This window comes from Marivita sp. S6314 (assembly GCF_023015985.1).
Lineage (GTDB): Bacteria > Pseudomonadota > Alphaproteobacteria > Rhodobacterales > Rhodobacteraceae > Marivita.
Map to the genome: position 1 here is coordinate 1 of NZ_JALKAO010000014.1, position 12,205 is coordinate 12,205.

The following is a 12,205-nucleotide window of genomic DNA, read 5'->3' on the forward strand; positions in this document are numbered from 1 at the left end:
GATGATCTCCGGTAGAAACGATGATCCTTGAACGGATTGCCGGGTATGAAATACCTCGTTGCAGCTAAATTGGACCGATCATTCCCTCGTTGATCAGACCAATCAACGGTCTCGGTTGAGTGATGCCCAGAAGATACCCTGAACGCATTCTCAAATTCACGTCTTCCCGATAGCAGATTGCGATATGCCGTCAGGGCTTTATCTGGTGACGACGACGTTCGTGCGCCATGTATCGCAGGCGGCGACCAGATCATTGGGCAGAGGATGATCGGTGAAAAACGTGTCGATTTCCGCAAGCGACGCGATGCGTGCCGGGGCACTGCGGGACAGTTTGGACTGGTCGGCCACCAAAAACGTCTTGCGGGACTGGCGCAGGATGGCTTGGCTGACGGTAACTTCCTGAATGTCGAAATCCAGCAGGTCACCGTCTTGGTCAAGGGCGGAGCACCCAATCACGGCCAGATCGAATTTGAACTGGCGGATGGTTTCGGTTGCGAGGTTTCCCACGAGGCCGCCATCTGCACGGCGCAGTTGTCCACCTGTCACGATGATCTCGCACCCGCTGTTTCCGGCAAGGATATTGGCCACGTTCATATTGTTGGTCACTACCATGAGGTTTTCATGGTCCATCAATTCGCGTGCGACAGCTTCGGTGGATGTGCCGATATTCAGGAACAGCGAGACGCCATTGGGGATCTCTTTGGCGCAAGCATGGGCCATCGCGCGCTTGGCCTCCGCTTTGAGGCTGCGTCGCTCTTCATAGCCAATGTTGGTGGTGCCGGACGGCAGCACTGCTCCACCGTGCACCCGTTCAAGCTTACCTTTATCGGCAAGGTCGGTCAGGTCTCGGCGGATGGTCTGTAGGGTCACATCAAAATGTCTGGCGAGCCCTTCGACGGTGACTTTTCCTTCGCGCCGCGCGATGTCGAGGATTTCAGGATACCGAAATGTTTGTGACATGGTCGGCCTTTCACCAAACGTTGCCCAGGGCTAAAGCCGCGTCGCATTGGGGCAGTAGAATCAAGAAAACGAACAAAAAAGCAATCAAGAATGCACTTCACTGGCCCAGCATACCAGAAAAGTGCGGTCACTAAGGCGCGCAAGTATCTGAATTTTCGAAAAATACGCGAAATCGAAAATATACGAACATTTAGTCATTGCGAAACACGTACACTCGGTTCACAACTTTAGGGCATGCGCGCCTGGAGGAGACCCGCGTGGGACAGTCGGCTGACACAGACATTGTTGACCTGTTTATCATTGGTGGCGGCATCAATGGCTGCGGCATTGCCCGTGACGCGGCGGGGCGTGGGCTGTCGGTGACATTGGCGGAGATGAATGATCTGGCCTCCGCGACCTCTTCGGGGTCTACCAAGCTTTTCCATGGTGGCTTGCGCTATCTTGAGTACTTTGAATTTCGGTTGGTCCGAGAGGCGTTGATCGAGCGTGAAGTGTTGCTTCGCGCGATGCCTCATATCAGCTGGCCTATGCGATTTGTGCTTCCATATCATAAAGATATGCGATTTGAGGCAGATACGCCGACATCAAAACTGCTGAGCCTGATCATGCCATGGATGAAGGGGCGGCGGCCTGCATGGCTGATCCGTCTGGGTCTTTTCATGTATGACCACCTCGGCGGACGAAAGATACTGCCAGGGACCAAGACTCTTGACCTGACTGGAGCACCAGAAGGTGCACCGCTGCAGGAGCGTTTTGCCAAAGCGTATGAATATTCCGACTGCTGGGTCGAGGATTCTCGTCTGGTCGTGCTCAATGCCCGCGATGCCGAAGCACGTGGTGCGCAGATCAAGACGCGGACTCAGGTGTTGAGTGCGGCGTGCGAAAATGGAACGTGGCGCATAGAAACGCGTAATACCGAAAATGGTCACACCCACGTTTTCCACGCCCGGATGCTGGTGAATGCGGGTGGGCCTTGGGTGGGCGACATCATCCAGACCAAGGTGCGGTTGAATTCCCGCGAAGGGGTCCGGCTGGTGCGCGGGTCCCATATCGTGACCAAGCGCCTTTACGATCACGACAAGTGTTATTTCTTCCAGGGTACCGACGGGCGCATCATCTTCGCCATCCCTTATGAAACGGATTTCACACTCATCGGCACCACCGATGCCGAACACTCAGATCCATCCGTCACACCGGAATGTACGCCCGAGGAACAGGACTATCTGCTCAACTTTGCCAACCAGTATTTCAAGCAGCATCTGACCAGCGCTGATGTCGTCTGGACCTATTCCGGCGTCCGACCGCTTTATGATGACGGGGCGAGCAGTGCCACGGCGGCCACTCGCGATTATACGCTGAAGGTCGATACCAGCACAGGTGCGCCGGTACTGAACATTTTTGGTGGTAAGATCACCACCTATCGCCGTCTCGCGGAAAGTGCGATGGACAAGATCGGCGATCATCTGACGCTGCCCAAGGGCAAATGGACTGCTGGCGTGCCTTTGCCCGGAGGTGATTTCCCGGTGGACGGGGTGGATCGCCTTGTTGCAGACCTGCAATCGCGCTTCCCGTTCCTGACGGAATTTTGGGCCCTGCGCCTGGTCCGCGCCTATGGCACCGAGGCCATAAGCGTCTTGGGTGATGCAAGGCAGGTCTCTGATCTTGGGCAAGACTTTGGTGCGACACTGACCGAGGCAGAGGTGTCTTGGTTGATGGGCCATGAATATGCGCGCACGGCAGACGATATTGTCTGGCGCCGCAACAAGCTGGGCCTTCGGTTGACGGCTGATCAGATACAAACACTAGACGATTGGATGGCGCAGCATCGTCGTTCAGAGCCTGCGGCGGCGGAATAAGAAGGAGGACCTGATGACGCTGGAATTGCGTGGCGTGTCAAAGACCGTCGAGGGACAAACACATATCTACCCCACGGATCTGACGCTGGAAAAAAGCACGATGAATGTTCTGCTTGGGTCCACTCTGTCAGGCAAGACATCCTTGATGCGGTTGATGGCCGGGCTTGACGTGCCCGCCACGGGGCAGGTTTTCTGGAACGGCGAGGACGTCACCGGTCAGCGGGTCCAAGACCGCAAGGTCGCCATGGTGTATCAGCAATTCATCAATTACCCGTCGATGAGCGTCTATGACAACATCGCGTCTCCGATGAAGCTGATGGGGATCGACCGCGCCGAAATTGACCGTCGTGTGCGCGACACGGCGGAGTTGATGAAGCTGACGCCGATGCTGGATCGCAAGCCGTTGGAATTGTCCGGCGGTCAGCAACAGCGCTGTGCCCTGGCGCGCGCGCTGGTGAAGAATGCCGGTCTGGTGTTGCTCGACGAGCCGCTTGCAAACCTCGACTACAAGTTGCGCGAAGAGCTGCGGATCGAGATTCCCAAGATTTTCGAAGCCTCCGGTTCGATCTTTGTCTACGCGACGACAGAACCGGAAGAGGCGCTGCTACTCGGCGGGAATGTCGCCACACTCTCCGAAGGGCGCATCACGCAGTTCGGCCCGACGCCGTCGGTCTATCGCCAGCCGGTCGATGCGACCACGGCACGGGTCTTTTCGGATCCGCCGATGAACTTCCTTCAGATCTCCAAGACCGGTAACAGCATTACGTTTGGCGACGGTCAGAGCGTGGTCGCTACTGGCAAAATCGCTGAACTGGCTGATGGCCGCTACACGGCGGGCTTTCGTCCCAATCATCTTGAGCTGGGCCAACATGCGGCGGACGCAATGGAGTTCAGGACCACGCTCAACGTCACCGAACTTACGGGGTCGGAAACCTTTGTTCACTTAGACCACCATGGCGAACGCTGGGTGGGATTGATCCACGGCGTTCACAACCTGACGCTTGGAACAGAGCTGAGCGTCTGGCTGGATCCGCGTCACGTCTACATTTTCGGCGAGAATGGCAAAATGGTGGCCCCTGCTGCCTACGCGCTGGCGGCCTGAGGGAGCGAACCATGGCCAAGATCACACTCGACAATCTCGCGCATTCCTACCTGCCGAACCCCGGTAGCGAGGATGATTATGCGCTGAAGGAACTCAATCACGATTGGAACGACGGCGCGGCCTATGCGCTTCTCGGCTCTTCCGGGTGCGGGAAGTCGACGCTTTTGAACATTATTTCGGGGCTTTTACACCCAAGTCAGGGCCGCATCCTGTTTGACGGTCAGGACGTCACGCATGCCCCCACCGCCGAACGCAACATCGCACAGGTTTTCCAGTTCCCAGTCGTTTACGACACGATGAGCGTACACGATAATCTTGCCTTTCCGCTGCGTAACCGTGGCCAAGACGAGACCTATGTCGCTGAACGCGTGCAGGAAATCGCCCGGATGATCGGCATGGAGGACATGCTGAGGAAAAAAGCGCGCGGGCTGACGGCGGATGCCAAGCAAAAAATCTCGCTCGGGCGCGGCATGGTGCGCAAGGACGTGAATGCGCTTTTGTTCGACGAACCGCTGACGGTGATCGACCCGCACATGAAGTGGGAGTTGCGCACGCAGCTGAAAAAGCTGCACCATGATTTTGGTCACACGATGATCTATGTGACCCATGACCAGACCGAAGCGCTGACCTTCGCTGATAAGGTGGTGGTGATGTATGATGGTCGTGTTGTGCAGATCGGCACACCCGAGGAACTTTTCGAACGGCCTGAACACACATTTGTAGGCTATTTCATCGGCTCGCCCGGCATGAACGTGCTGCCTGCGCAGGTCGACGGGACGACAGCGAAAGTCGGCTCGCAAACCCTGCAACTGGCGGGCGGGTACAAACCGGTGAGCGGCAAGGTCGAGATCGGCGTGCGCCCGGAATTCGCTAAACTCAGCCGATCCGAAGGTCTGCCTGTTACTGTTCGGCGGATCGAAGATGTGGGCCGACACAAGATCATCCGCGCCACTTTCGAAGGGCATGATATCAACATCATCGCCGGGGAGGACGATGCCGTCAGCGCCGACATGGCCCACGTTAATTTCGATCCAGCGCAAGTGAATGTCTATGTCGACGATTGGCGTGTCGCGCCCGATCAACCGCAGTCCGTGGAGGCCGCCTGATGGGAGACGAAGAGCTGGAAACTCCTGTGTTGCTGGGACTCGTCCCTCAGGCGTCGGTGGGGAGAGATCACCGGGTCAAGCCCGGTGATGACGTCGGTCGGCAAAATGTCTTCTTCGGGCTTGATCCGAGGACCTGGGGCCAGTCTGCCGTGCGCTCTTGTGACGCCAGTGCAGGGATAGCGGGAGAAGGGATGCTCTGATGGAAAAGACAGTCAATCAAAAGGCATGGTTCCTTGTCCTGCCGGTGCTGATCCTCGTGGCGTTCTCGGCGGTGATCCCGCTGATGACCGTGGTCAACTATTCCGTGCAGGACACGTTCGGGAACAACCAGTTCTTCTGGGCAGGGCTGGAATGGTTCGAAGAGATGCTCAACGACGACCGCATGTGGGGCGCGCTTGGGCGTCAGTTGATGTTCTCGGGTATCATCCTGCTGATCCAGATCCCGCTGGGTGTGTTCGTTGCGCTCAACATGCCGAAAAAGGGATTTTGGGCCAGCTTCTGTCTGGTATTCATGTCCTTGCCGCTGCTGATCCCGTGGAACGTGGTTGGCACCATCTGGCAGGTGTTCGGTCGCGTCGATATTGGCCTTCTGGGCTATACGCTGGCGGCCCTTGGGATCGACTACAACTACACCAGTGATCCGTTTGCGGCATGGGTGACGATCATCGTAATGGATGTCTGGCACTGGACGTCATTGGTCGCGCTGCTGGCCTATGCCGGTCTGCAATCGATCCCGGATGCCTATTACCAAGCCGCCAAGATTGATCAGGCGTCGCGCTGGAAAGTGTTCCGTTTCATTGAGCTTCCCAAGATGATGGGCGTTTTGATGATCGCCATTCTGCTGCGGTTCATGGACAGCTTCATGATCTATACCGAGCCATTTGTCGTCACCGGAGGTGGCCCAGGCAGCACCACGACGCTGTTGTCCATCGACCTTGTTAAGATGGCTTTGGGTCAGTTCGACCTTGGACCGGCGGCTGCGTTCTCGATCATGTATTTTCTTGTGATCCTCTTGATTTCATGGGTGTTTTACACCGTGATGACCAACCTTGATAAGCGGGAGGGCTAAGGCATGGCTGATGCAACCACCAACAGCATTCCCGGCGATCTGACCGCAGGCGGCACCAAGAAGCGCGTTAGGGTTAACGGATCGGCCATCGTAATGGGGCTTTACCTGCTGTTCCTGATGCTGCCGATCTACTGGCTGCTGAACATGAGCCTCAAGACGAACACCGAGATTCTGAATTCTTTCACGCTTTGGCCCAACGACGTCACGCTAGAGAACTACCGGACCATTCTGACGGACCCAAGCTGGTACATGGGCTACGTCAACTCGCTCATCTACGTGGTGATGAACACGGTGATTTCTCTGGCGGTCGCCTTACCCGCAGCCTACGCATTCAGCCGCTATAGTTTTATGGGTGACAAACACCTGTTCTTTTGGTTGCTGACAAACCGGATGGCGCCACCTGCCGTCTTTGCGCTGCCGTTCTTCCAGCTTTATTCGTCAGTCGGCTTGTTCGACACGCATATCGCCGTCGCCTTGGCGCATTGCCTGTTCAACGTGCCGCTGGCGGTATGGATCCTCGAAGGATTCATGCGCGGCGTGCCGAAAGAGATCGACGAGACCGCCTATCTGGATGGCTACAGCTTTGGACGTTTCTTCACCCGTATCTTCATGCCGTTGATCTCAAGTGGCATCGGCGTGGCGGCCTTCTTCTGTTTCATGTTCTCGTGGGTGGAACTGCTGCTCTCGCGCACGCTGACCACGGTGGATGCCAAACCGATTGCGGCGATCATGACCCGCACGCAGGGCGCATCTGGCATCGACTGGGGTGTTCTGGCTGCGGCTGGGATCCTGACCATCGTGCCGGGGGCTTTGGTGATCTATTTCGTGCGCAATTACATCGCCAAGGGCTTTGCCCTGGGGAGGGTGTGATGGAGTGCTTCAGCAAGGGCCGCGGTGACCCGCGGGGTGGCGCAATCGCGCCGCCCCATGGGGGCGGGTCGGCGCGGCCCGTGTCGCAAGCGCCACGGGCGGGGACCAAATCCATTCTGCAAACCACGATAAGTCAGGAAAGGATGCACTGATGGACCTTTCATGGATGGCATGGACATGGCCGACCGCGATCTTCTTTCTGGTGATCGCGGGCCTGTTGATCACCTTCACGATCCTCGCGATCAAATTCCCCGAGACGCCGCGCACCGGTATCTTGCGGATCGAAACAACGCGCGGGGATCGGCTGTTCATCACGCTGTTGGGCAGCGCCTTTATCAACCTTGCGTGGCTTGGCCTCGTGGGGGCGGAATTCCAGCCATATGCACTGATTGTCTGCGCGATCTACGCCGCGGCAGTGTTTCGCTGGGTCTGACGACATACACCGGTCGTGTCCCGGTCTCGGGTCAGGACCATTTCATCCAAGTTCTCGATAATTGGGAGGAACCACATGAACTTAAACCTTAAATCCTCAACAGCGGCGCTGCTGATCCTAGCGGGTCCGGCATTCGCCGACATGGACGCCGCACGCGCGTTCCTCGATTCGGAGATCGGCGATATGTCGGCGATCGACCGTGCTGCGCAAGAAGCCGAAATGCAGTTCTTCGTTGATGCGGCTCAGCCGTTCCAGGGCATGGAGATCAAGGTCGTCTCGGAAACGATCACGACACATGAATACGAAAGCCAGGTGCTTGCCCCCGCGTTTGAAGCCATTACAGGTATCAAGGTCACACACGACCTGATCGGCGAAGGTGACGTGGTTGAAAAGCTGCAAACGCAAATGCAATCGGGCGAAAATATCTATGACGCCTATATCAACGACTCGGACCTGATTGGCACCCACTGGCGCTATCAGCAGGTGCGCAACCTGACGGACTGGATGGCGGGCGAGGGCGCGGACGTGACCCTGCCGACGCTGGATCTGGATGATTTCATCGGTCTCAGCTTTACCACCGGGCCGGATGGAAAAGTCTACCAGCTGCCGACACAGCAGTTCGCGAACCTGTATTGGTTCCGCTACGACTGGTTCAACGACGAAAAGAACAAGGCCGATTTCGAAGAACAGTTCGGCTATGAACTGGGTGTTCCGGTCAATTGGTCCGCTTATGAGGACATCGCCGAGTTCTTCACCGGTCGTGACCTGAGCCACATGGGCGTCGAAGGCGACGTGTTTGGCAACATGGACTACGGCAAGAAAGACCCCAGCCTTGGCTGGCGTTACACCGATGCGTGGATGTCCATGGCGGGCATGGGAGACGTGGGTGAACCCAACGGCTTGCCGGTCGATGAATGGGGCATCCGCGTGAACGAGAACTCGCAGCCGACAGGGTCTTGTGTGGCACGTGGCGGTGCAACGAACGCGCCAGCCGCGGTCTATGCTGTGACCAAGGCGATCGAGTGGCTTGAGAAATACACACCGCCCGCGGCGGCTGGTATGACCTTCTCCGAAGCCGGCCCGATCCCCGCGCAGGGCAACATCGCGCAGCAGATGTTCTGGTACACTGCCTTTACCGCAGACACTGTGAAGCCCGGCCTGCCGGTGATGAACGAAGACGGCACCCCCAAGTGGCGCATGGCCCCCAGCCCACACGGCGTGTACTGGAAAGAAGGCCAGAAGGTCGGCTACCAGGACGCAGGCAGCTGGACTCTCATGGAATCCACCCCGGTGGATCGTGCAAAGGCCGCGTGGCTCTATGCACAGTTCGTCACGTCCAAGACTGTCGACGTGAAGAAGTCCCACGTGGGTCTGACCTTCATCCGCGAAAGCACAGTGCAGCATGACAGCTTCACCGAGCGTGCGGACAAGCTTGGTGGTTTGGTAGAATTCTACCGTTCGCCTGCACGTGTGGCGTGGTCCCCGACTGGCACAAACGTCCCGGATTACCCGAAGCTGGCGCAGCTGTGGTGGCAGAACATCGGCGATGCAATGTCCGGTGCGAAAACCCCGCAGGAAGCGCTGGATTCGCTTTGTGCCGATCAGGAACGTGTGCTTGAGCGTCTTGAGCGCGCAGGCGTCCAGGGTGATCTTGGTCCGGTTCTCAACGAAGAGCGGGACGCGCAGTACTGGTTCGACCAGCCGGGCGCGCCGTTTGCCAAGCTCGAAAACGAGGACGAAGAGCCCCAGACCATCGCATATGATGAGCTGATCAAGTCTTGGCAGTAATTTGCCTCAAGATCGGGGCGCATTCACCGCGCCCCGATTCTCGTTTGTCCCTTTCGCATGTGATCCGTTTTCTCCGTCCACAAACCATACACGTCAGGCCTACCGCACATGACTCATATCCTTGCCATCGATCAAGGCACGACATCTACGCGCGCCATCCTGTTTGATGAAACTATGACCGCCGTCGCCTCGGCGCAGGAAGAATTTGAACAGCTCTATCCAAACAGCGGCTGGGTTGAACATCGCCCCGCGGACCTGTGGGCCACTACCGCCGCCACCTGTCGCGCAGCAATTGAAAAGGCTGGTGTCGGCACCGAAAACATCGCCGCCATCGGTATCACAAACCAGCGCGAAACCACGCTCGTCTGGGATCGCACCACCGGTGAGCCGGTGTTCAACGCCATCGTCTGGCAGGACCGCCGCACGTCGGAGGTCTGCAAAGGCCTGAGGGCTGAAGGGTTCGAAGAAGTCGTGACCGACCGCACAGGTCTGCTGATCGACCCGTATTTCAGCGGCACAAAACTAGCCTGGATTCTCGACAATGTGGATGGAGCACGCGCCCGGTCCGAAGCTGGAGAGCTTGCGTTTGGGACCGTTGACACTTGGCTCGTGTGGAATCTTACAGGTGGCCGCGTGCATGTCACCGACGCCACCAACGCTGCGCGCACCATGCTCTATGATATCCGCAAAGGCCGCTGGTCCAGGACCATCTGCGACAAGCTTGGCATCCCGATGTCGATGCTCCCAGAGGTCAAAGATTGCGCTGCAGAATTCGGTGAAACGCATGCTGATCTTTTTGGCCGCGCTATCCCGATCTGCGGTATCGCAGGGGACCAGCAAGCAGCCACAGTTGGGCAGGCTTGCTTCAAACCGGGGATGCTCAAATCCACCTATGGCACGGGCTGTTTTGCATTGATCAACACGGGTCACACACCCGTGCGTTCGCAGAACCGGCTTCTTACCACCATCGCCTATCAAATGGACGGTAAACCGACCTATGCGCTGGAAGGCTCGATCTTTATCGCGGGTGCCGTTGTGCAATGGCTGCGCGACGGGCTTAAGATCATCGGTGATGCAGGTGAGACCCAACCGCTCGCGCAGGCCGCCGATCCGGGGCAGAACGTGGTCTTGGTGCCCGCCTTCACCGGGTTGGGTGCACCCTACTGGGACGCGGAATGCCGCGGTGCTGTGTTTGGTTTGACCCGAGGCTCAGGCCGCGAAGAATTGGCGCGCGCGGCACTGCAAAGCGTAGGCTATCAAACGCGTGACCTTCTCGCCGCAATGCATGCGGATATGGGTGGGGCAGGCGACGCTGTCCTACGTGTGGATGGGGGCATGAGCGCGTCCAATTATACGATGCAATTCTTGTCTGACATTATCAATGCGCGGGTCGACCGGCCCAAAGTGTTGGAAACAACAGCTCTCGGTGCGGCGTGGCTCGCGGGCAGCCGCGCTGGGATTTACCCTGACATGGACGGCTTCGCCGCAACGTGGGCGCTGGAACACAGCTTCGAGCCGTCTATGACGGATGACGAGCGGGATAAGAAGTATTCCGATTGGCAACGGGCTGTCAGTGCAACCATGGCGTTCTGAACATGCCTCAGACACAGTCAAAGAAATCGCTGTGAGCAGTCGCGCGTAACAGATGCTTGGATTGCAGAGCAGCCGCAGCGACAACCAAAGGGGCAGTCACAGCATGGCAAGCTTTTCACTGACCGCACCGGCGCGCACTCTGTTTGGGCGAGGCTGTCACGTTGAGGCAGCTGCAGAAATTGCGGCGATAGGTGATCGTGTGCTTCTGGTGCGAGGCCGGTCAGTCGCATGGGTCGACACATTGGAAGGAGACCTCCGCCGTTTAGGCTGTATTCTAGAGGTTGTTCATTCCTCTGGAGAGCCGGACCTCGAACAAGTGCGCACCGCCGTCGCCATCTCTCGAGATCACAAGGCGGACTGCGTCGTCTCGGTGGGAGGGGGTGCCACGATTGATCTGGGCAAAGCCGTTGCCGGGCTGTCACCGAGCGACGGCGATGTTGGCGAGTACCTTGAACTGGGCAATGCGGGGCCGCGACGGATGTCAGATCCGCTGCCTTTCGTTGCCATCCCGACGACCGCGGGAACCGGGGCAGAAGCCACGCGCAATGCCGTGATCGGCGTGCCCGAACACCAGTTGAAGATCAGCCTGCGCGATCCACGACTGGTCCCGGATTTGGCACTTGTGGATCCCGCATTGACCGACGGCTCTCTCAAAAGCCTGACATTGGCGAGCGGACTGGATGCGATCACGCAGCTTGTCGAAAGCTACCTGTGCAATCGCGCCAATCCGATGACGGACGCTTTGTGCAAGGCCCATATCCAACCAGCAATGGCGGCCTTGCACAGGCTGATGACTTGCGAGGATGCACAGGCACGGGATGCGATGTTCCGCGCCAGTTTTCTAAGCGGAATCGCCCTTGGGAATTCCGGTTTGGGGATCATTCACGGCCTTGCATCGGTCATCGGCGGGCGCGGTGCCGCCCATGGCGCGATCTGCGGAAGGCTGCTTGCCGCGGGGCTGGCTGTGAATGCCGAAATCGTAGCGCGCCAATCCGCGGACGTGACACGCTTTGACGAGGTGGACGGATGGATCGCGGCGGGTCTCGGTGCGCCGACAGGGGGCGGAAACGAGGCCTTGCGACGCTTTGTTGAAGCCAATGAACTCCCAAGTCTGCATGACTTGGGCGTCCCGGGTGCGGAGATCGAGACGATCGCAAAACTCAGCGCGCACGCATCGTCCACCAAAGCCAATCCCGTCGCACTTGGCCTTAATGACATACGCCGCATCTTACAGCTGAGTTAGACATGTTGGACTGTTGCATTCATCGGTTGATACCGTCTTGGCGCGGTTCGGCGGCACTGGCTTTACTCAACCGGGGCCGTTGATTGGTCCGATCAACGAGGGAATGATCGGTCCAATTTAGCTGCAACGAGGTATTTCATACCCGGCAATCCGTTCAAGGATCATCGTTTCTACCGGAGATCATC

10 protein-coding genes are annotated in these 12,205 nt (G+C 57.9%); 9 read left to right on the forward strand and 1 reads right to left on the reverse strand.

Annotated elements, in window-relative coordinates:
• Positions 1 to 198: 198 nt before the first annotated feature.
• The gene (locus MWU54_RS18405; protein ID WP_247086691.1) at positions 199 to 960 is read right to left on the reverse strand and encodes a DeoR/GlpR family DNA-binding transcription regulator; all 762 of its coding nucleotides are present in this window, start codon (positions 958 to 960) and stop codon (positions 199 to 201) included.
• A 257-nt stretch (positions 961 to 1,217) separates the two neighbouring features.
• On the opposite strand from MWU54_RS18405, the gene glpD reads away from it, so the two are divergent.
• The 9 genes from glpD to MWU54_RS18450 all read left to right on the forward strand — a co-directional run bounded on the left by glpD (position 1,218) and on the right by MWU54_RS18450 (position 12,020).
• Positions 1,218 to 2,816, forward strand: coding sequence for a glycerol-3-phosphate dehydrogenase (glpD, locus tag MWU54_RS18410; protein ID WP_247086693.1), 1,599 nt, complete (start codon positions 1,218 to 1,220; stop codon positions 2,814 to 2,816).
• A 13-nt stretch (positions 2,817 to 2,829) separates the two neighbouring features.
• Complete coding sequence (locus MWU54_RS18415; protein WP_247086695.1) at positions 2,830 to 3,918, forward strand: ABC transporter ATP-binding protein; 1,089 nt, start codon at positions 2,830 to 2,832, stop codon at positions 3,916 to 3,918.
• 11 nt (positions 3,919 to 3,929) lie between these two features.
• Complete coding sequence (locus tag MWU54_RS18420; protein WP_247086697.1) at positions 3,930 to 5,024, forward strand: ABC transporter ATP-binding protein; 1,095 nt, start codon at positions 3,930 to 3,932, stop codon at positions 5,022 to 5,024.
• 199 nt (positions 5,025 to 5,223) lie between these two features.
• Entirely contained in the window at positions 5,224 to 6,093 is an 870-nt protein-coding gene (locus MWU54_RS18425) for a sugar ABC transporter permease (protein ID WP_247086699.1), read from the forward strand.
• A gap of 3 nt (positions 6,094 to 6,096) precedes the next feature.
• Positions 6,097 to 6,963, forward strand: a complete 867-nt coding sequence (locus tag MWU54_RS18430; protein ID WP_247086701.1) for a carbohydrate ABC transporter permease — start codon at positions 6,097 to 6,099, stop codon at positions 6,961 to 6,963.
• A 151-nt stretch (positions 6,964 to 7,114) separates the two neighbouring features.
• Entirely contained in the window at positions 7,115 to 7,396 is a 282-nt protein-coding gene (locus tag MWU54_RS18435) for a DUF2160 domain-containing protein (RefSeq protein WP_247086703.1), read from the forward strand.
• Positions 7,397 to 7,471: 75 nt separating this feature from the next.
• Complete coding sequence (locus MWU54_RS18440) at positions 7,472 to 9,184, forward strand: ABC transporter substrate-binding protein (protein ID WP_247086705.1); 1,713 nt, start codon at positions 7,472 to 7,474, stop codon at positions 9,182 to 9,184.
• A 108-nt stretch (positions 9,185 to 9,292) separates the two neighbouring features.
• The gene (gene glpK, locus MWU54_RS18445; RefSeq protein ID WP_247086707.1) at positions 9,293 to 10,777 is read left to right on the forward strand and encodes a glycerol kinase GlpK; all 1,485 of its coding nucleotides are present in this window, start codon (positions 9,293 to 9,295) and stop codon (positions 10,775 to 10,777) included.
• A 103-nt stretch (positions 10,778 to 10,880) separates the two neighbouring features.
• Positions 10,881 to 12,020: an iron-containing alcohol dehydrogenase gene (locus MWU54_RS18450; RefSeq protein WP_247086708.1), complete on the forward strand. Its 1,140-nt coding sequence runs from the start codon at positions 10,881 to 10,883 to the stop codon at positions 12,018 to 12,020.
• Positions 12,021 to 12,205 lie beyond the last annotated feature (185 nt).

Bases quoted from the DNA above. Each gene is read 5' to 3' on its own strand.
- MWU54_RS18405 (WP_247086691.1), bottom strand. From the start codon at position 960: ATGTCACAAACATTTCGGTATCCTGAAATCCTCGACATCGCGCGGCGC.
- MWU54_RS18415 (WP_247086695.1), top strand. From the start codon at position 2,830: ATGACGCTGGAATTGCGTGGCGTGTCAAAGACCGTCGAGGGACAAACA.
- MWU54_RS18420 (WP_247086697.1), top strand. From the start codon at position 3,930: ATGGCCAAGATCACACTCGACAATCTCGCGCATTCCTACCTGCCGAAC.
- MWU54_RS18425 (WP_247086699.1), top strand. From the start codon at position 5,224: ATGGAAAAGACAGTCAATCAAAAGGCATGGTTCCTTGTCCTGCCGGTG.
- MWU54_RS18430 (WP_247086701.1), top strand. From the start codon at position 6,097: ATGGCTGATGCAACCACCAACAGCATTCCCGGCGATCTGACCGCAGGC.
- MWU54_RS18435 (WP_247086703.1), top strand. From the start codon at position 7,115: ATGGACCTTTCATGGATGGCATGGACATGGCCGACCGCGATCTTCTTT.
- MWU54_RS18440 (WP_247086705.1), top strand. From the start codon at position 7,472: ATGAACTTAAACCTTAAATCCTCAACAGCGGCGCTGCTGATCCTAGCG.
- glpK (WP_247086707.1), top strand. From the start codon at position 9,293: ATGACTCATATCCTTGCCATCGATCAAGGCACGACATCTACGCGCGCC.
- MWU54_RS18450 (WP_247086708.1), top strand. From the start codon at position 10,881: ATGGCAAGCTTTTCACTGACCGCACCGGCGCGCACTCTGTTTGGGCGA.